This is a genomic window from Streptomyces sp. NPDC056061 (assembly GCF_042266885.1).
In the GTDB taxonomy this organism is placed as follows: domain Bacteria; phylum Actinomycetota; class Actinomycetes; order Streptomycetales; family Streptomycetaceae; genus Streptomyces.
On record NZ_JBHJWQ010000018.1, the window covers coordinates 19,916 to 38,454 of the forward strand.

The 18,539-nt window shown below is 73.1% G+C and carries 16 protein-coding genes and 1 pseudogene; 14 read left to right on the plus strand and 3 right to left on the minus strand.

The genetic code is table 11. From position 1 onward, the window contains the following. The first annotated feature begins 7 nt into the window (after positions 1-7). From ACFC79_RS23915 to ACFC79_RS23925, 3 genes are all read left to right on the plus strand, one after another. Positions 8-1,402 carry an aldehyde dehydrogenase family protein gene (locus ACFC79_RS23915; RefSeq protein WP_376243317.1) on the plus strand — a complete coding sequence of 465 codons (1,395 nt, stop codon included), beginning with the start codon at positions 8-10 and terminating at the stop codon, positions 1,400-1,402. A 6-nt stretch (positions 1,403-1,408) separates the two neighbouring features. After that, entirely contained in the window at positions 1,409-2,200 is a 792-nt protein-coding gene (locus tag ACFC79_RS23920; protein ID WP_376243320.1) for a 3-oxoacyl-ACP reductase, read from the plus strand. 69 nt (positions 2,201-2,269) lie between these two features. Next, complete coding sequence (locus tag ACFC79_RS23925; protein WP_376243323.1) at positions 2,270-3,196, plus strand: DUF2510 domain-containing protein; 927 nt, start codon at positions 2,270-2,272, stop codon at positions 3,194-3,196. A gap of 151 nt (positions 3,197-3,347) precedes the next feature. Here ACFC79_RS23925 and ACFC79_RS23930 read toward each other — a convergent pair whose 3' ends face one another. Beyond that, complete coding sequence (locus tag ACFC79_RS23930) at positions 3,348-4,550, minus strand: amino acid deaminase/aldolase (protein ID WP_376243326.1); 1,203 nt, start codon at positions 4,548-4,550, stop codon at positions 3,348-3,350. A gap of 332 nt (positions 4,551-4,882) precedes the next feature. Between ACFC79_RS23930 and ACFC79_RS23935 the strand changes: the two genes are divergently transcribed. From ACFC79_RS23935 to ACFC79_RS23945, 3 genes are all read left to right on the plus strand, one after another. Then, a complete protein-coding gene (locus tag ACFC79_RS23935; RefSeq protein WP_376243661.1) occupies positions 4,883-5,758 on the plus strand; it encodes a hypothetical protein in 876 nt (291 codons plus the stop codon). Beyond that, positions 5,755-6,954 carry a type VII secretion-associated serine protease mycosin gene (gene mycP, locus ACFC79_RS23940; protein WP_376243329.1) on the plus strand — a complete coding sequence of 400 codons (1,200 nt, stop codon included), beginning with the start codon at positions 5,755-5,757 and terminating at the stop codon, positions 6,952-6,954. Before ACFC79_RS23935 ends, mycP begins: the two co-directional genes overlap by 4 nt. Before the next feature lie 71 nt (positions 6,955-7,025). Beyond that, the gene (locus ACFC79_RS23945) at positions 7,026-7,754 is read left to right on the plus strand and encodes an SseB family protein (protein WP_376243332.1); all 729 of its coding nucleotides are present in this window, start codon (positions 7,026-7,028) and stop codon (positions 7,752-7,754) included. 92 nt (positions 7,755-7,846) lie between these two features. On the opposite strand, the gene ACFC79_RS23950 is transcribed toward ACFC79_RS23945, so the two are convergent. Further along, positions 7,847-8,209 carry a DUF1844 domain-containing protein gene (locus ACFC79_RS23950; protein WP_376243334.1) on the minus strand — a complete coding sequence of 121 codons (363 nt, stop codon included), beginning with the start codon at positions 8,207-8,209 and terminating at the stop codon, positions 7,847-7,849. 356 nt (positions 8,210-8,565) lie between these two features. On the opposite strand from ACFC79_RS23950, the gene infC reads away from it, so the two are divergent. The 8 genes and pseudogenes from infC to ACFC79_RS23990 form a co-directional block, all read left to right on the plus strand. Further along, the gene (infC, locus tag ACFC79_RS23955; RefSeq protein WP_376243336.1) at positions 8,566-9,252 is read left to right on the plus strand and encodes a translation initiation factor IF-3; all 687 of its coding nucleotides are present in this window, start codon (positions 8,566-8,568) and stop codon (positions 9,250-9,252) included. 117 nt (positions 9,253-9,369) lie between these two features. Then, positions 9,370-9,564 (plus strand): 50S ribosomal protein L35, encoded by a 195-nt coding sequence (rpmI, locus tag ACFC79_RS23960; protein WP_335938494.1) that lies wholly within the window; start codon positions 9,370-9,372, stop codon positions 9,562-9,564. A gap of 107 nt (positions 9,565-9,671) precedes the next feature. Further along, positions 9,672-10,055 (plus strand): 50S ribosomal protein L20, encoded by a 384-nt coding sequence (gene rplT / locus ACFC79_RS23965; protein WP_143625552.1) that lies wholly within the window; start codon positions 9,672-9,674, stop codon positions 10,053-10,055. Positions 10,056-10,196: 141 nt separating this feature from the next. Then, positions 10,197-11,030 carry a TrmH family RNA methyltransferase gene (locus tag ACFC79_RS23970; RefSeq protein WP_376243340.1) on the plus strand — a complete coding sequence of 278 codons (834 nt, stop codon included), beginning with the start codon at positions 10,197-10,199 and terminating at the stop codon, positions 11,028-11,030. A 136-nt stretch (positions 11,031-11,166) separates the two neighbouring features. After that, positions 11,167-12,336 (plus strand): ATP-binding protein, encoded by a 1,170-nt coding sequence (locus ACFC79_RS23975; protein WP_376243343.1) that lies wholly within the window; start codon positions 11,167-11,169, stop codon positions 12,334-12,336. A gap of 199 nt (positions 12,337-12,535) precedes the next feature. Next, on the plus strand, positions 12,536-13,663 hold the full coding sequence (gene pheS, locus ACFC79_RS23980) for a phenylalanine--tRNA ligase subunit alpha (protein ID WP_376243346.1): 1,128 nt from the start codon (positions 12,536-12,538) through the stop codon (positions 13,661-13,663). Further along, on the plus strand, positions 13,663-16,215 hold the full coding sequence (gene pheT / locus ACFC79_RS23985) for a phenylalanine--tRNA ligase subunit beta (RefSeq protein ID WP_376243349.1): 2,553 nt from the start codon (positions 13,663-13,665) through the stop codon (positions 16,213-16,215). The genes pheS and pheT overlap by 1 nt, the downstream gene beginning before the upstream one ends. Positions 16,216-16,564: 349 nt before the next feature. Next, a pseudogene (locus ACFC79_RS23990) lies at positions 16,565-17,265 on the plus strand (transcriptional regulator); the annotation flags it as partial. Between the two features lie 292 nt (positions 17,266-17,557). Here the strand turns inward: ACFC79_RS23990 and ACFC79_RS23995 are convergent. After that, positions 17,558-18,418 (minus strand): 3-hydroxybutyryl-CoA dehydrogenase, encoded by an 861-nt coding sequence (locus ACFC79_RS23995; protein ID WP_376243352.1) that lies wholly within the window; start codon positions 18,416-18,418, stop codon positions 17,558-17,560. Between the last annotated feature and the right edge of the window lie 121 nt (positions 18,419-18,539).

An 18,539-nucleotide genomic window follows, 5' to 3' on the forward strand; every position in this document is an offset into this window, starting at 1 on the left:
GTCCCCCATGACCCCGACCGACATGCCCCCGACCGGCCGGCCGGTGGAACACCACGTACTGAATCCGGCGACCGAAGAACTCCTCGCCACCGTCCCGTCCACCACCGTCGCCGAGGTCGACACCGCGGTGGAACGGGCCGCCGCGGCCCAGGCCCGCTGGGCCGCGGCGGCCCCCGCCGACCGTGCCCGGCTGCTGCGCCGCTTCGCCTCCGCCGTCGACGCGGAGGCCGACCGACTGGCCCGCCTGGAGGTCCGGGAGGCAGGCCACACCCTCGGCAACGCCCGCTGGGAGGCCGCCAACGTCCGCGACCTGCTGGACTACGCCGCCGGGGGAGTGGAACGCCTCTCCGGACGGCAGATCCCGGTCCCCGGCGGTCTCGACGTCACCCTCCTCGAACCCCTCGGAGTCGTCGGCGTGATCGCGCCGTGGAACTTCCCCATGCCGATCGCCGCCTGGGGATTCGCGCCGGCCCTCGCCGCCGGCAACGCCGTGATCCTCAAACCCGCCGAGACCACCCCGCTCACCGCCCTCGAACTCGCCCGGATCGCCCTGGACGCGGGACTGCCCGAACACCTCCTCCAGGTGCTGCCCGGCGCGGGCGCCACCACCGGCAACGCCCTCGTCGAACACCCCGGCGTCGCCAAGATCGTCTTCACCGGCTCCACCCGGACCGGCAGACAGGTCATGGCCCGGTGCGCGGACCGGGTGAAGCGGCTCACCCTCGAACTCGGCGGCAAGAGCCCCAACATCGTCTTCGCCGACGCCGACATCGAGGCCGCTGCCGCTGCCGCCCCCATGGCGTTCCTGGACAACGCGGGCCAGGACTGCTGCGCCCGCACCCGCATCCTGGTCCAGCGCACCGCGTACGACCGCTTCCTGGAACTCCTCGCCCCCGCCATCGAGTCCGTCGTCGTGGGCGACCCGTCCGACGAGGCCACCCAGATGGGCCCGCTGATCTCCCGGGCCCAACGGGACCGGGTCCGCGCCCACGTACCCGCGGAGGCGGCCGCGATCCGCGGCAAGGCCCCCGAGGGCCCCGGCTTCTGGTTCCCGCCGACCGTGCTCACCGACGTCCGCCCCGATGCACCCGTCGCCACCGAGGAGGTCTTCGGACCGGTGGCGGTGCTCCTGCCGTTCGACGACGAGGCCGACGCCGTACGGCTCGCCAACGCGACGGAATACGGCCTGGCCGGCTCGGTCTGGACCCGTGACGCGAGCCGCGCGCTGCGCGTCCCGCGGGCCGTCCGGGCCGGGAACCTGTCCGTCAACTCGCACGCCAGTGTGCGCTACTGGACACCGTTCGGCGGCTTCGGGCGGTCCGGGATCGGCCGCGAACTCGGCCCGGACGCACTCACCGCATTCACCGAGACCAAGAACGTCTTCATCAGCACGGAGGCATGAGACCGCATGAGCACCACCGACAACGAGACCGTCTGCCGCCGCCTCGTCGGCCGCACCGCCGTCATCACCGGGGCCGGCAGCGGCATCGGCCTCGCCACCGCACGCCGCCTGGCCTCCGAGGGCGCCCACGTCGTCTGCGCCGACATCGACGAGGAGACCGGCAAGGCCGTTGCCGACGAGGTCGGCGGCACCTTCGTACGCACCGACGTCACCGAGGCCGAACAGGTCGAGGCGCTCTTCCGGGCGGCGTTCGACACCTACGGTTCCGTCGACATCGCCTTCAACAACGCCGGCATCTCCCCGCCCGACGACGACTCCATCCTCACCACCGGCCTGGAGGCGTGGAAACGCGTCCAGGACGTCAACCTCACCTCCGTCTACCTGTGCTGCAGGGCCGCCCTGCCCTACATGCGCAGGCAGCGCCGCGGCTCGATCATCAACACCGCCTCCTTCGTCGCGATCATGGGAGCGGCCACCAGCCAGATCTCGTACACCGCGTCCAAGGGCGGCGTCCTCGCCATGTCCCGCGAACTCGGTGTGCAGTTCGCCCGCGAGGGCATCCGGGTCAACGCGCTGTGTCCGGGACCGGTCAACACCCCGCTGCTCCAGGAACTGTTCGCCAAGGACCCGGAACGTGCGGCCCGCAGACTCGTGCACATCCCGGTCGGCAGGTTCGCCGAGGCCACGGAGATCGCGGCAGCCGTCGCCTTCCTCGCCAGCGACGACTCCTCGTTCGTCAACGCCACCGACTTCCTCGTCGACGGAGGGATCTCCGGCGCGTACGTCACCCCGCTGTAGCCGACGCCGATCCCACGCCAACAGGGGCTTTCGGAGCCCCTGTTGGCGGCCGGACCCTAGAGTGGGGCCATGAGCAACACGACACCGCCCGGCTGGTACCCGGACGCCGCGACGCCGAGCACCGAACGCTGGTGGGACGGCGCGGCCTGGACGGCGCACACCCGCCCGTCGCCCGCAGCGGACGGATTCGGCCCGCCGGTACCGATGCCGTCCGCTGCGACGGGGGACGGCCGGACCGGCGCCGCCACCCGGACGATCGCACTGGTCACGGCCGGGCTGGTGGTCATCGGCGCGGCCGTCACCGGTGCCGTCCTGCTGAACCGGGACGACGGGACCACACCGCCGGTCGCCGTATCCGGCACTCCCGTACCGCTCCCGACCACCGGCACGGACACCCCCGCCCCGAGCCCGACCCCGACCGCCGACACCCCCGGCGTCCTCGTCGACCAGCTCAACGGCATCACCCTGCCGGTCCCCGACGGCTGGGAACGGCCCGAGCACCTCTCCGACAGCGTGCTGACCATGCGAACGGTCGAGTCCTACGCGTGCCCCGGCGACTCGTCCCACTCCTGCTACCACGGCACGATCACCACCCGCACCGTGGGCGACACTGCCGTCGCCTCCGTCCGGAAGATCGCCGAACAGGACATCGCCGCCGCCGCGGACGACGCCTACGAGAAGAACCCGGCCGGGGACCGGATCCACGGCGGCATCACGTCCCACCGGCAACTCGCCGCCGAACCGGTGAGCGTCGCCGGGCGCGCCGGATACCGGGTGCGCTGGCAGGTCACCACCGGCAAGGGCCCCGGCGGCTACGTGCAGACGCTCGTCTTCCCCTCGACCGTCGGCAGCGAATCACCGGTCGTCGTGCGCTTCGCCCTCGACGCGGGCCCCGACGGCCCGCCGCTCTCCCTCATGGACACCGTCACCGCGGGGATCCGGCCGATGGACGACAGCGACACCAGCGGCGGCGTGGGCAGTTCCGTGGCTCCCTGAGCACCCGCCCGCGGTCCCGGAGCCCGTCGGGCGGCCTCCGGCCGGGCGGACACGCCCCGGCACGCGCTTCCCGCGCCGGCTCCTCCTCCGCCCGGGAGCCACACGCACCGGACCGCGTCCACCACCCGGTCCGAGGACACCCGACAGGCCCTCAGAGGAACGTCCGGCCCTCGCCCCGGTAGGTCGGCACCGCCGCCGTCACCCGGTCGCCCTCGACGAGCTGCAACTCGTCGAAGCGCTCGCACAGTTCACCGGCCTTCGCGTGCCGGAACCACACCTTGTCGCCGATCAGCAGATCGTCGGCGGGGGAGCCCAGCAGCGGGGTCTGCACCTCGCCGGGCCCCTCCTGCGGGTCGTAGCGCAGCCCCTCCGGCAGATACGGGACGGGCAGCCGGTCCGCCCCGGGCGGCCCGGACGCCGGATACCCGCCGCCCAGCACGGTCACCACCCCCACCCCCGGCCGGCGCACCACCGGCTGGGCGAACAACGCCGCCGGACGCCCCGTGAACGACGTGTAGTTGTCGAACAGCCGAGGGACGTACAGCCCCGAACCGGCGGCGACCTCCGTCACTGCGCGTTCCGCCGCCGTGTGCTGCACACTGCCGGTGCCGCCGCCGTTCACGAACTCCAGATCCGGCGCCACCGCCCGTACCGCCCGCACCACCTCGGCCCGCCGCGCGGCCACCTCCCGGCGGCTCGCCGCCTGCATCAGCCGGACCGCCCGAGAACGCAGCGGGTGTCCCGCGACCGCGTCCCCGACCCCGGCGATGTGCCCCTCGTACGCCATCAGCCCCACCAGCCGGAAGCCGGGCCTGCGCCCCACCGAACGTGCGAGCTCCGCCAGCCGGTCCGGCGAACGCAGCGGCGAACGCCGGGCGCCGACCCGGATCCGGCCGCCCAGCAGATGCAGCGAGGTGTCCAGTTCCAGGCAGACCCGGATCTCCTCGCCGCCGCCGGCCCGCGACGCGTCGATCAGTTCCAGCTGCGCGTGGTCGTCCACCATCACCGTCACCGCCGACGCGAGCTTCGGATCACCGGCCAGCTCCGCGAACGCCGCCCGGTCGGCCGACGGATAGGCCAGCAGCACGTCCTCGAACCCGGCCCGCGCCAGCCACAGCGACTCGGCCAGCGTGAACGACATGATCCCGGCGAACCCGGGCCGCGCGAGCACCCGCTCCAACAGGGCGCGGCAGCGCACCGACTTGCTCGCCACCCGGATCGGCTTCCCGGCGGCCCGGCGCACCAGGTCGTCGGCGTTGGCGTCGAACGCGTCGAGATCGACGACGGCGATCGGGGCGTCCAGATGGGCGGTGGCCCGGTCGTACCGGGACCGGTCGGCGGCGCGCGCAGTCATGTCCGCAGCCTGCCAGACGCCTGTACCGATGGGTAGGGGGACGATCCGCGCAGATCTTCCGGTGGACGGGCGTCCCGCTCCCGCCGGACCCGTCCCACCCCGTAGAGTGACCGGGACGCGGCGAACCAACGGCCCTGCCTGCGACATCGATCCGCGCACGGTACGGAACAGGAGCAGGGGGGCGGATGAGTACCGAGGCGCAGCGTCCGCCAGTTCCACCCCGCCCCGTTGCCCCGCCGCCCGCGGCGGCGCGGCCACCGCAGGCCCCCGCCGCGCCCTTCCCGGGCGTTCCCGTCGCGCCGCCGCGGACGCCGCCGCACCGGCCGGCCGCCATGGGGGTGCCGTCGTCCCCCGGCCCTGCACCGTTCCCGTACGGACACCAGCCGCCCCGCTCCGTGCCCCTCCCCGAGACGCCCGCCGAGACCACCACCCGGCTGCGCCCCGTGCGCACCCGTCGGCCCGCCCGGACCGCGACCGCCGTCGCCTGCCTGGTGCTCGGGCTCGGGCTGATCGGGGGCGCGGCCACGGGCGCCTGGCTGGCCGGCTCCTCGTCGGCCGACCCCGCCACCCACAGCTCCTACGCCGTGGGGCGCAGCGCCTGGCACAGCGTTCCCGTGGACACGCTCTTCCCCCGCACCCTCGACGGATCGGGGGCGGGCCCCGGCGGCGCCGACCGGGTCTGGACCCGGATCGCCGTGGCCCCGGACGGCGATTGCGGGCAGGCCCTCGACCCCCTGCTGGCCAAGGCGCTGAGCCCGGCCGGCTGCGAGCGGCTGCTGCGCGCCACGTACACGGACGCCACCGACAGCGCCGTCACCACGGTCGGGATGGTCTTCACCGAGAGCGGTACCGAGACCATGACCGCGTTGCGCGACCGGTTCTCCGAGCAGCATCTCGACCGGCGCGCCGACCTGATGCCCCGCACCTTCCCCGTGGAGGGCACCGTCGCCGCCGGATTCGGCGACCGGCAGCGCGCGTCCTGGTCCGTCCACGTGTCGTCCGAGCTCCCGGTCGTCGTGTTCGCCGTCTCCGGATTCGCCGACGGACGCGTGGTCGCCGACCCGAGGCCCGCGTCCCCGGCCACGGCCCCGAACGCCACGGGCACGGTCGCCGAGTCCGGACTCGGCCACGAGGCCAAGGGCATCGCCGACCGGATCGAGCGCGGCCTGCGCCGGACCGTCACCGACCTCACGGAGAAGCCGCGATGAGCCGACGCGTCCGCCGCCGCGCGCTGGGGGCCGTCTGCGCCGCCACCGCGCTCGCCCTGCTGCCCGCGGGCCCGGCCCGCGCCGATGCCCTGCGGGACCAGCAGTGGGGTCTCGACGCGCTGCACACCGAACGGGCGTGGCAGACCACCAGGGGAAAGGGGGTCACCGTCGCCGTCGTCGACACCGGGGTGGACGGCAACCTGCCCGACCTGGCGGGCCAGGTGCTTCCCGGCAAGGACATGATCGGCTTCGGGGCCGTCCGCGGCGACGGCTCCTGGGCGCGGCACGGAACGGCGATGGCGGGCATCATCGCGGGGCGCGGCCATGGCGCGGACCGCGGCGACGGGGTGCTCGGCGTCGCGCCGGAGGCGAAGATCCTCCCGGTCCGGGTGATCCTCGAAGCCTCCGACCCCGCACGCGCCAAGGCCCGGGAATCCCGCGGCACGGCCCTCGCCGACGGCATCCGCTGGGCGGCGGACCACGGCGCCGACGTCATCAACCTCTCGCTCGGCGACGACAGCGAGTCGGCGCACCCCGAGCCGGGGGAGGACGCCGCCATCCAGTACGCGCTGAGGAGGGGGGCCGTCGTCGTCGCCTCGTCCGGGAACGGCGGCGAGAAGGGCGACCGCACCTCGTACCCCGCCGCCTACCCCGGAGTCATCGCGGTCGCCGCCGTCGACCGGTACGGCACCCATGCCGCCTTCTCCACCCGCCGCTGGTACACCACCGTCAGCGCGCCCGGGGTCGATATCGTGGTCCCGGCCCCCGACCGTCAGTACTACGTGGAATGGGGCACCTCCGCCGCCGCCGCGTTCGTCTCCGGCGCGGTCGCGCTGGTCCGCGCCGCGCACCCGGCACTCACCCCCGCCCAGATCAAGCGCCTGCTCACGGACACGGCCCGCAGCACCCCCGCCTCCGGCCGCGACGACGCCCGCGGATACGGCATCGTGGACCCCGCCGCCGCGATCGAGTCCGCGGCCGCGCTCCGTCCCGCCGAGCTGCGGGCCGAGTCCACCGGGGCCGGGTACGGGAAGCGGTTCTTCGGCCCCGGACCGTCCCCCGAGCAGCACGACAGCGGGCCCACGAGCCGTCTCGCCCTGGCGGCCGGCGGTCTCGGGGCACTGCTGCTGGCGCTCGCCGTGATGGTGTGGCGCGGCCGGGGCCGCGGGCGGTCCGGAGCATGGCGCCGGGCCTGAACGGCTCCGGCGGGCCCGTCGTGCACCGACCTGTTGCCGGGGCGCGGAACCGCGGGTACTACGCTCGCCCCGTGGAGCTGAAGAACATTCCGGACCCCGGTTACTCCGACGACGACGGCACGGCCGACCCGGCCCTGAGCGCGGCACTCGCCGCCTGGGCCGAGGACCGCCGGGCGGTCGGCCCCGTCCTCGAAGCACTCCGGGGGACCCGGCTCCTGGTCCCGGTCGTCGCCGTCCTCGGCGAGGTGGAGGTGGACGAGCGGGGGCTGCGCCGCGAGAAGACCAGCGACATGGCCGTGCCCACCCTCCAGGCCGGGGACCGGCGTGCCCTGCCCGCCTTCACCTCGATCGACTCACTGGCCCGCTGGGACCCGAAGGCGCGCCCGGTCGCCGTCCCCCTGCACCAAGCCCTCCAGGCCGCCGCGCACGAGAAGGCGGACACGGTCGTCCTCGACCTCGCCGGACCCGTCGCGTTCGAGTTGACCGGCTCCGCGCTGCTCGCCCTGGCCGAGGGCCGCACCAGCGCCGAACCGCTGGACGACCCCGCCGTCACCTCGGCGGTGCGCGACGCGGTCGCGGCCGAGCCGTCGGTGCTCCGCGCCCATCTCGGTCCGGGCGGGGCCGACGGCACGCTCGCCCTCGTCCTGGCCGACGGGGCGGAGCCCGCCGCCACGGCCCGCCGGGTCGCCGAGCGGCTGGCGGCGGACGAGGTCCTGCGCGCCCGGCTGGTGCGCGGCCTGGACCTGGCCGTGCTCCCGGCCGGCGCGTCCGCACCGGGCGAGGCCCTGTTCGCGCGCTGACCCGCCCGACGCGGACGAGGGCACCCGGTACGAGATGAGCCCCACGACCCGGAACGGGCCGTGGGGCTCACACGTGTGCAGTGGCGGGGAGGTCAGCCGAAGACCGGGCCGGTGTACTTCTCGCCGGGGCCCTGGCCGGGCTCGTCCGGAACGAGCGAGGCCTCGCGGAAGGCGAGCTGGAGAGACTTCAGACCGTCGCGCAGCGGGGCCGCGTGGAAGGAACTGATCTCCGTGGCGCTGGCGTCCAGCAAACCGGCCAGCGCGTGGACGAGTTTGCGGGCCTCGTCGAGGTCCTTGTGCGTCTCACCCTCCTCGGTCAGCCCGAGTTTCACCGCGGCGGCGCTCATCAGGTTGACCGCGACCGTCACGATCACCTCGACCGCGGGCACCTCCGCGATGTCGCGGGCCATGTCGTCGAAGCCGGGGGAATCGGTGCTGGGGGTCGTGTCGCTCATGCGCCATACGATAGGCCCCCGGCGGCACCGCCCGGTCGGCGGGCGCGTAGGCCGGGCGGTCCGGTCGACGCGCGGTTGGTGCCTGCCCCGCCGAGCTGCTAACCTTGTGTGACGACCGGCTGGGCAGCTATGTGCTCAGCCCACAAGTGGAGGCTCCGATCTCCCACCTGGCCGTCCTGTGGGACGGCGGGTCACCGGTCAGGTGGTGCCCATCGTTCCGTACGGACGATGGAGCCGCCCGATGCGCCCCGCGGCTGACCGCGGCGGTGTTCCGGTTGTTCGAGGAGCCCCGCCTGTGTCCCGTCCGGGGCATTTTTTGTGCACTGGTGCGGTTGGTCTGACAAAACAGACGTTACGTGGCTGTCCGCCAGGCGGTCGCGTGGTGCTACCGAGGAGGATCCATCAGCGCCGAGCCCCGCATCAACGACCGGATTCGCGTTCCCGAGGTGCGACTTGTCGGTCCCAGCGGCGAGCAGGTCGGGATTGTTCCGCTTGCCAAGGCCCTGGAACTCGCGCAGGAGTACGACCTCGACCTGGTCGAGGTGGCGGCGACCGCCCGTCCGCCCGTGTGCAAGCTCATGGACTACGGGAAGTTCAAGTACGAGTCGGCCATGAAGGCCCGTGAGGCGCGCAAGAACCAGGCGCACACGGTCATCAAGGAGATGAAGCTCCGGCCGAAGATCGACCCGCACGACTACGACACCAAGAAGGGTCACGTCGTCCGGTTCCTCAAGCAGGGCGACAAGGTCAAGATCACGATCATGTTCCGTGGTCGTGAGCAGTCCCGCCCCGAGCTGGGCTTCCGACTGCTCCAGCGTCTGGCTTCGGACGTGGAGGAACTCGGTTTCATCGAGTCCAACCCGAAGCAGGACGGCCGGAACATGATCATGGTTCTGGGCCCGCACAAGAAGAAGACCGAAGCCATGGCCGAGGCCCGCGAGGCCCAGGCCGCCCGCAAGGCCGGACGTCAGGGCTCCGCGCCCAGCGCCGACACCGAGGGCGGGAACGCCGAGGCTTCGGGCGAGACACCTTCCGAGGCGTGATCCCGGGGGCCGCCATCCAGGCGGCCCCGGTCACCCCGGAATCCCCACCAAACTGACGCCCCTGCCGTCCGGTGCCCGCACCGAGAGGGGCGCCACTGACGAGGAGAGAACGGCGCGATGCCGAAGAACAAGACGCACAGCGGTGCCAGCAAGCGTTTCAAGATCACCGGCTCCGGCAAGGTGGTCCGTGAGCGCGCCGGCAAGCGCCACCTTCTTGAGCACAAGTCGTCCAAGAAGACCCGCTCGCTGACCGGAACGGTCGTGCTGGCCCCGGCCGACGCCAAGAAGGTCAAGAAGCTTCTCGGCAAGTGAGTCGGCGGCCCCCGGTGACCCGGGGGCGACGACCCGACTCGGACCGGGACCCAATCGTTTCCGGGCCGTGTGACTCCCACCACGGCCCCGCTACAAGGAGTTAACAAGTGGCACGCGTCAAGCGGGCAGTAAACGCTCACAAGAAGCGCCGGGCGATCCTGGAGCAGGCCAGCGGCTACCGGGGCCAGCGCTCGCGCCTGTACCGCAAGGCGAAGGAGCAGGTCACCCACTCCCTCGTCTACAACTACAACGACCGCAAGAAGCGCAAGGGCGACTTCCGTCAGCTGTGGATCCAGCGCATCAACGCCGCTGCCCGCCAGAACGGCATGACGTACAACCGCCTCATCCAGGGTCTGAAGGCCGCCAACGTCGAGGTGGACCGCAAGATCCTGGCCGAGCTCGCGGTCAACGACGCCAACGCGTTCGCCGCCCTCGTCGAGGTTGCCCAGAAGGCCCTCCCGAGCGACGTCAACGCCCCGAAGGCCGCCTGACCCAGGCAGCACTTCCCGGTGCCGATCCGGACCCGCAGGCGCTCGCCGTCTGCGGGTCCGGTGCGTTGCACCCCACGTCAGGTACGTCCGTCACCCCGTACGTCCGTCACCTTCCGTACGCAGAGAGGCTCGCCGCCGACCATGGGCACCCCCGAACTGATCTCCCCGCGATCGCCGCGCATCACCGCCGCCCGACGGCTGGCCAGGCGCAACTTCCGCGGCAAGGAGCGCCGGTTCATCGCCGAGGGCCCGCAGGCCGTGCGCGAGGCCGCGGGGCACCGCGGCAGCGACGGCGAACCGACCCTGATCGAACTCTTCGCCACCGTCGAAGCCGCCGAGCGGTACACCGACATCGTCGAGACCGCCCGCACGGCCGGTGCCCGGGTGCACCTCGCGGACGCCGATGTGCTCGCCGACGTGTCGCAGACCGTCACCCCGCAGGGCCTGATCGGCGTCTGCCGCTTCCTCGACTCGCCGTTCGACGCCATCCTCGCCGCGAAGCCGAAGCTGGTCGCCGTCCTCGCCCACGTGCGCGACCCGGGCAACGCCGGAACGGTGCTGCGCTGCGCGGACGCCGCGGGTGCCGACGCCGTCGTCCTGACCGATGCCTCGGTGGACCTCTACAACCCGAAGTCGGTGCGGGCCTCGGTCGGTTCGCTCTTCCACCTGCCGGTCGCCGTCGGCGTCCCGGTCGAACGGGCCGTCGAGGGGCTGCGGGCGGCGGGGGTGCGCATCCTCGCCGCCGACGGCGCGGGCGACGACGACCTCGACGACGAGCTGGACGCCGGGACCATGGGCGGGCCGACCGCCTGGGTCTTCGGCAACGAGGCATGGGGTCTTCCGGAGGAGACCCGCGCACTCGCCGACGCCGTCGTGCGGGTGCCGATCCACGGTCGGGCCGAGAGCCTCAATCTGGCGACCGCTGCGGCCGTCTGCCTGTACGCCTCCGCGCGCGCCCAGCGCGCCCGTTCCTGAACCCCTGCCCCCGAGGAGTTCCCAGGGGGGCGCACCGTCGCAGTGCGCCCCCGCAGGGTGTCGCTCCGTCACCGACGACTAGTAGGGTGACGCACTCGGGGGCCCACTGCACGGTCCGAGAGGTGGGATAGGGGATATGGGCGTCGGCATCAACGGGCCGCGCGGCACACACACCACTGTCGTGCGCGCCTGCGAGGGGCCCGGCCCCGAGGGGGATCCGGCCGACGGCCGGGCCGCCGACCCCCACCAGCCCGGTGCCGCCGTCGACCCCGATGACCTTCCCGACGGCCTGGTCGTCGCCGACGAGACCGGCCGGGTCGTCTGCTTCAACTCCGCCGCGGCCCGGATCACCGCCGTGCCCCGCGCCGCCGCACTCGGCCGCCGGCTGGAGGACGCGCTGCCGCTGGAGGACCTCAAGGGCCGCCGCTGGTGGACCCTGACCGATCCGTACGGGGGGCTCGCCACCCGGATCGGCCAGCCCGAGCGCAACCTGCTGCTGCCGGGCGGCCGCGAGGTCCTGGTCTCCGCGCGGTACGTGCGCGCGCACCCGACCGGCCCGGTACACCGCGTGGTGATCTCGCTGCGCGGCACCGAGGCCCGCCGCCGCACCGAGCGCAGCCACGCCGAACTGATCGCGACCGTCGCCCACGAACTGCGCTCCCCGCTGACCTCGGTCAAGGGTTTCACCGCCACGCTCCTCGCCAAGTGGGAGCGTTTCACCGACGACCAGAAGCGCCTGATGCTGGAGACCGTCGACGCCGACGCGGGCCGCGTCACCCGGCTCATCGCGGAACTGCTCGACATCTCGCGGATCGACTCCGGCCGGCTGGAGCTGCGCCGGCAGCCGGTGGACCTCTCGGCCGCCGTCGAACGCCACGTCCAGGCCCTCACCGCGAAGGGCCAGACCCCCGACCGATTCCTCGTCCGCACCTGCCAGCCGCTGCCGGCGGTCTGGGCAGACCCGGACAAGGTCGACCAGGTGCTCGGCAACCTGCTGGAAAACGCGGTGCGCCACGGCGAGGGAACCGTCACCATCGAAGTCGCGCCCGCACCGGCGAAGAGCGAGGAGAGGGGAACGTCCGTGACCGTGAGCGACGAAGGCCCCGGCATCCCCGAGGAATCGATGGCCCGCGTCTTCACCCGCTTCTGGCGGGGCAGCAAGCGCGGCGGCACGGGCCTGGGCCTCTATATCGTCAAGGGCATCGTCGAGGCGCACGGCGGGACGATCACGGTCGGCCGCGGCCCCGGCGGCGGCGCGGAGTTCCGATTTATCCTGCCCGTGAGCGCACCGGCCTACCTGGGATAGCCGCCTCTCGCGCGGCGGCCGGGCGGGACGGCGAGGGGCGGCGGGGAAGCCGCCCCGGCGCACACGGGCTCCAGGCACGCCCTGCGCCCCTTAGACTCGACCCTTGGCACCTTTGCGCCACCAGCCGTCGAGCGGGGCCGCGGGGTCCGGGGCGTCCCCGGTTCACAGCAGTACCAGCCAATCGGAAGCACGGGAAGAGATGTCGGCACCGAACAAGTCGTACGACCCAGTCGAGGTCGAGGCACTGAAACCGGAAGAGATCGAGCGCATGCGGGACGAGGCGTTCGCCGCCTTCGCCGCCGCCGGTGACCTCGACGCGCTCGCCCGGGCGAAGACCGCGCACACCGGGGGCACCTCGCCGCTGGCGCTCGCCAACCGGGAGATCGGCGCGCTGCCGCCGCAGGCCAAGGCCGAGGCGGGCAAGCGCGTGGGCCAGGCCCGCGGCGCCGTGAACAAGGCCCTCGCCGCCCGTCAGGCGGAGCTGGAGGCCGAGCGGGACGCCCGGGTCCTGGTCGAGGAGGCGGTGGACGTCACCCTGCCGTACGACCGTGTCCCGGCCGGCGCCCGCCACCCGCTGACGACCCTCATGGAGCGCGTCGCCGACGTCTTCGTGGCCATGGGCTACGAGGTCGCGGAGGGCCCCGAGGCCGAGGCGGAGTGGTTCAACTTCGACGCCCTGAACTTCGTGCCCGACCACCCCGCCCGCCAGATGCAGGACACCTTCTTCGTGCGCGGCGCCGACGGCGCCGACAACGACGAGTCCGGTGTGGTGCTGCGCACGCACACCTCGCCGGTCCAGGCCCGCACCCTGCTCGACCGCGAGCCCCCCGTCTACGTCGTCTGTCCCGGCCGCGTCTACCGCACCGACGAGCTCGACGCGACGCACACCCCGGTCTTCCACCAGATCGAGCTGCTCGCCGTCGACGAGGGCCTCACCATGGCCGACCTCAAGGGCACCCTCGACCACATGGTCCAGGCGCTCTTCGGCCCCGACATGAAGACCAGGCTCCGGCCGAACTTCTTCCCGTTCACCGAGCCGTCCGCCGAGATGGACATGGTCTGCTACGTCTGCCGCGGCGCCTCCGTCGGCAACCCGGACCGCCCCTGCCGTACCTGCGGCAGCGAGGGCTGGATCGAGCTCGGCGGCTGCGGCATGGTCAACCCCAAGGTGCTCATCGCCTGCGGCGTCGACCCCCAGAAGTACAGCGGATTCGCCTTCGGGTTCGGCATCGAACGGATGCTGATGTTCCGCCACAACGTCGAAGACATGCGAGACATGGTCGAGGGTGACGTCCGGTTCACCCGGCCGTTCGGGATGGAGATCTGATGCGTGTCCCGCTTTCCTGGCTGCGGGAGTACGTCGACCTGCCGGCGACGGAGACCGGCCGTGACGTACAGGCCAAGCTCGTCGCCGTCGGCCTGGAGGTCGAGACCGTCGAGCAGATCGGCGCAGGCCTCAAGGGCCCGCTGGTCGTCGGACAGGTGCTGACCATCGAGGAGCTGGAGGGCTTCAAGAAGCCGATCCGCTTCTGCACGGTCGACGTCGGCGATGCCAACGGCACCGGCGAGCCTCAGGAGATCGTCTGCGGCGCCCGCAACTTCTCCGTCGGCGACAAGGTCGTCGTGGTCCTCCCGGGCGCCGTTCTGCCCGGCGACTTCGCGATCTCCGCCCGCAAGACGTACGGCAAGACCTCGCACGGCATGATCTGCTCCACCGACGAACTCGGCATGGGCGACGACGGCACGCACGGCATCATCGTGCTGCCGCCGGAGCACGAGGCCGGCACGGACGCCATCGAGCTCCTCCAGCTCGTCGACGAGGTCCTCGACATCGCCGTGACGCCGGACCGCGGCTACTGCCTGTCCATGCGCGGCGTCGCCCGCGAGACCGCCATCGCGTACGGGCTGCCGCTGCGCGACCCGGCGCTCCTCGACGTGCCCGCGCCGAACGCCTTCGGCCACCCGGTCACGGTCACCGACCCGATCGGCTGCGACCGCTTCACCGCACGCACCGTGGTCGGCCTGCAGCCCGAGGCACGCTCCCCGATCTGGCTGCGGCGCAGGCTGCAGAAGGCCGGGATGCGCCCGATCTCGCTCGCCGTCGACATCACCAACTACGTGATGCTGGAACTCGGCCAGCCGTTGCACGCGTACGACCGCAGCCTCCTCGACGGGCCGATCGGCGTCCGTCGCGCCGAGCAGGGCGAGAAGCTCACCACCCTCGACGGCACGGCCCGCGTCCTGGACGCGGAGGACCTGGTCATCACCGACAACCGCGGGCCGATCGGCCTCGCCGGTGTCATGGGCGGCGCCAACACCGAGATCGCCGACGGACAGGAGGGCGCCCGCGGCACCACCGAGGTCGTCATCGAGGCGGCGCACTTCGCCCCGATCTCGATCGCCCGGACCGCGCGCCGCCACAAGCTGTCCTCCGAGGCGTCCAAGCGCTTCGAGCGCGGCACCGACCCGCAGGCCGCGGCCGCCGCCGCACAGCGCACCGTCGACCTGCTGGTGCTGCTCGCCGGCGGCACCGCCGAGGCCGGGGTCACGGGGATCAGTACCCCGTCCGCGCCCCGCACCATCACCATGGCGGCGTCCCACCCCGACCGGGTGGCCGGTGTCGCGTACGGACGCGAGACCGTCGTGCGCCGCCTCCAGGAGGTCGGCTGCGACGTCTACGGGCAGGACGAGCTGATCGTCACCGTGCCCTCCTGGCGCCCCGACCTCGCCGAGCCGAACGACCTCGCCGAGGAGGTCATCCGGCTGGAGGGATACGAGAACCTTCCCTCCACCCTCCCGACGCCGCCGTCCGGCCGCGGCCTCACCGACCGCCAGCGGCTGCACCGCCGGGTCGGGCGCGTCCTGGCCGGAGCCGGGTACGTCGAGGCTCTGAACTACCCGTTCATCGGCTCCGCGGTGTTCGACCAGCTCGGGCTCGACACCGACGACGCCCGTCGCCGCACCGTCGACCTCGTCAACCCGCTCTCCGACGAGGAGCCCTCGCTGCGCACCACGCTGCTGCCGGGATTGCTCGGCGCACTGCGGCGCAACGACGGCCGCGGCAGCCACGACCTCGCGCTCTTCGAGACCGGCCTGGTCTTCGTGCCCGGGGCCGCCGGCTCGGTACCGGCGGTGGAGACCCCGGCGGCCGAGGCGGGGACGAAGGCCGTCCGGCTGCCCGTCGACCGCCGTCCCACCGACGAGGAGGTCGCCCGGCTCAACGCCACGCTGCCGCACCAGCCGCGGCACGCCGCGGTGGTCCTCGCGGGCGCCCGCGAGCAGGCCGGCTGGTGGGGCACGGGCCGCCCGGCCGACTGGGCCGACGCCGTCGAGGCCGCCCGGACGATCGCCCGCGAGGCGGGCGTCGAGGTGACCGTCCGCGGTGACCGGAACGCGCCGTGGCACCCGGGCCGCTGCGCCGCGCTGTACGTCGCCGTGAACGGCGAGGAGACCCTCTTCGGGCACGCGGGTGAACTGCACCCGCGCGTCGTCAAGAGCCTCCACCTGCCGGAGCGCACCTGCGCGGCGGAGGTCGACCTGGACGTCCTGGAGCGGGCCGCCGAGGGCGTCCTCCGGGCACCGCGGATCTCCGCCTTCCCGGTGGCGACCCAGGATGTCGCGCTGGTCGTGGCCGAGAACGTGCCGACCGCCGAGGTGGAGCGGGCACTGCGCGAGGGCGCGGGCGGACTCCTCGAATCGCTGCGGCTGTTCGACGTCTTCACCGGCGACCAGATCGGTGCGGGGCGCAAGTCGCTGGCGTACGCGCTGCGTTTCCGTGCCGCGGACCGCACGCTGACCGTCGACGAGGCCACGGCCGCCCGCGACGCCGCGGTGGCGCTGGCCGCCGAGCGGACCGGAGCGGTGCTGCGGGGCGCGTGACGACAGCCCGCGGATGACGCGGTGAAGAAGGGGCGTACCCGAGGACGGGTACGCCCCTTCCGTCTCGCCGGACGGTTCCACCGCCGCTTCCGGGCGTTCCCCGCGCCGTCCGCGCCGCCACGGAGCGTCGGGCAGGGCCGACGGAACGAACGGTGCGAGTACGGGTCGTCGGCTGTTCGAGGGGGAGCGGACGACCCGGCCGCCTCTTGCGAGGCGACTGATTCAACCGATTCGCGGGCCCGGGCGAAAGGGTGTGCGGCGGGGCAGTCGGGACATTGTGTTCACACCCCGTGCGAATCGTGCTCCACTGGTGCGACACGCCTCGGCGTGCGAACCACCGGAGGGGCACATGGGGGCGACCGAGCCCAACATCCTGCTGGCGGCCCTGATCGAGGAGGCGGGCGTCTCCCGTGCGGGTCTGGCCGCGCACATCAACCGGGCGGGCCGCTCCCGCGGACTGTCCCTGCGCTACGAGCACACCGCGGTGGCCCGCTGGCTGAAGGGCCAGCGGCCGCGGGGCCAGGTGCCGGACCTGATCTGCGACGTACTCGGAAATCGCCTGAACAGGCAACTCTCGCCGGCGGACATCGGCCTGGCGCCCCCGGACCCCGGCTCGGCCGGATCCGCCTCCGAGCTCCCCGGGTTCGTGGAGCGGGCCACCGCGCTGTGGCGCTGCGACGCACGGCGCGGCCCGAGCCGGCCGACCCCGGCCGTACTCACCGGCACCGCTGCCGTGATGCCGGTCTGGGAGTGGGAGAACACGGCGGAGGACGCCGATGTCTCGCGCGACGGTCCCTCCCCGGTCGACGGGGCGGACCTGGGACCCTGCGCGCGGCCCGTGCCCACTACGAACGGATGTACCGCAGGGCGGGCGGGATCGCGACCCGCTCCCGCGTCGTCGACTTCCTGAACGCCGAGGCGGCCCCGCTGCTGCGCGGCGGCCGGACCGACGCGGTGGGGCGTCGGCTGCACCGGGCGACGGGCGCGCTGGTGGCCGTGGCGGGCATCTGCGCCTACGACTCCGACGCGCACGGGCTCGCCCAGCGCTACCGGGGCTAATCGCAGTGCTCCCCCGTTCACGGGGGAGGTGAAGCGATTCTCAAGACTGCTCTGACCCGCAGGTCACAGCGGACGACGGGTGAGGTGAGGCCGTTCGTCCCTCGGGCGGGGCGGTCATCGTGCGGGGCGTCCGACGGGCGGGGCGGCCGCGGCACGGTGGGGCCGTGCCGCGGCCGGGGCCGATGCGCCCGGTCGCGGCCGCTCGGGGTTCCCGGGGCCGCGAACGGGGCCGGGTAGCGGGGACGCCCCGGTTCCCGGCCCCGTACGGGCACGGAGGAAAGAATCAGGAGTACACGTAGAAGCCCGAGCCGGTCTTGCGACCGAGCCGACCCGCGTCCACCATCCGCTGGAGCAGCGGGGGAGCGGCGTACAGCGGCTCCTTGAACTCCGCGTACATCGAATCGGCGACCGAGGCCACGGTGTCCAGCCCGATCAGGTCGGACAGCTTGAGCGGGCCCATCGGGTGGGCGCAGCCGAGCTCCATGCCGTTGTCGATGTCCTCGCGGCTGGCGATGCCCGACTCGAACATCCGGATCGCGGAGAGCAGGTACGGAATCAGCAGCGCGTTGACGACGAAGCCGGAACGGTCCTGGGCGCGGATCGGGTGCTTGCCCAGGACGTCCTGCACCAGGGCCTCCGAGCGCTTGACCGTCTCGTCGGAGGTGGTCAGCGCGGGGATCAGCTCGACGAGCTTCTGCACCGGTGCCGGGTTGAAGAAGTGGATGCCGATGACCTGGTCCGGACGGGAGGTCGCCACCGCCAGCCTCACCAGCGGGATGGAGGAGGTGTTCGAGGCGAGGATCGCGTCCTGCCGGGTCACCACCTGGTCGAGCACCTGGAAGATCTCGGTCTTGACCTGCTCGTTCTCCACGACGGCCTCGATGACGAGATCGCGGTCGGCGAACTCCCCGAGATCGGTGGTGAACGTCAGCCGGGCAAGTGTCTCGTCGCGCTCCTCCGGTGTGATCTTGCCGCGGTCGGCGGCCTTCGAGAGGGAGTTGTGGAGCCGGGTGCGACCGATCTCCAGCGCCTCGCCGGTGGTCTCGGCCACCTTGACCTCAAGACCGCTGCGGGCGCACACCTCCGCGATACCCGCGCCCATCTGGCCACAGCCCACCACTCCGACGCGTGCAATATCGGCCATAGAGTCCGTCACCTCGTGCCTTTCGCTGATCCCGAGTCGCAGGTTCCCGTCTGATTCCGGTGCCCGCACCGACCCCACGACGTTACCCGCGACCTACGGGTCATCGCGGGTCGGGGCGGGC

Bases quoted from the DNA above. Each gene is read 5' to 3' on its own strand.
- ACFC79_RS23915 (WP_376243317.1), top strand. From the start codon at position 8: ATGACCCCGACCGACATGCCCCCGACCGGCCGGCCGGTGGAACACCAC.
- ACFC79_RS23920 (WP_376243320.1), top strand. From the start codon at position 1,409: ATGAGCACCACCGACAACGAGACCGTCTGCCGCCGCCTCGTCGGCCGC.
- ACFC79_RS23925 (WP_376243323.1), top strand. From the start codon at position 2,270: ATGAGCAACACGACACCGCCCGGCTGGTACCCGGACGCCGCGACGCCG.
- ACFC79_RS23930 (WP_376243326.1), bottom strand. From the start codon at position 4,550: ATGACTGCGCGCGCCGCCGACCGGTCCCGGTACGACCGGGCCACCGCC.
- ACFC79_RS23935 (WP_376243661.1), top strand. From the start codon at position 4,883: ATGGGGGTGCCGTCGTCCCCCGGCCCTGCACCGTTCCCGTACGGACAC.
- mycP (WP_376243329.1), top strand. From the start codon at position 5,755: ATGAGCCGACGCGTCCGCCGCCGCGCGCTGGGGGCCGTCTGCGCCGCC.
- ACFC79_RS23950 (WP_376243334.1), bottom strand. From the start codon at position 8,209: ATGAGCGACACGACCCCCAGCACCGATTCCCCCGGCTTCGACGACATG.
- rpmI (WP_335938494.1), top strand. From the start codon at position 9,370: ATGCCGAAGAACAAGACGCACAGCGGTGCCAGCAAGCGTTTCAAGATC.
- ACFC79_RS23970 (WP_376243340.1), top strand. From the start codon at position 10,197: ATGGGCACCCCCGAACTGATCTCCCCGCGATCGCCGCGCATCACCGCC.
- ACFC79_RS23975 (WP_376243343.1), top strand. From the start codon at position 11,167: ATGGGCGTCGGCATCAACGGGCCGCGCGGCACACACACCACTGTCGTG.
- pheS (WP_376243346.1), top strand. From the start codon at position 12,536: ATGTCGGCACCGAACAAGTCGTACGACCCAGTCGAGGTCGAGGCACTG.
- pheT (WP_376243349.1), top strand. From the start codon at position 13,663: ATGCGTGTCCCGCTTTCCTGGCTGCGGGAGTACGTCGACCTGCCGGCG.
- ACFC79_RS23995 (WP_376243352.1), bottom strand. From the start codon at position 18,418: ATGGCCGATATTGCACGCGTCGGAGTGGTGGGCTGTGGCCAGATGGGC.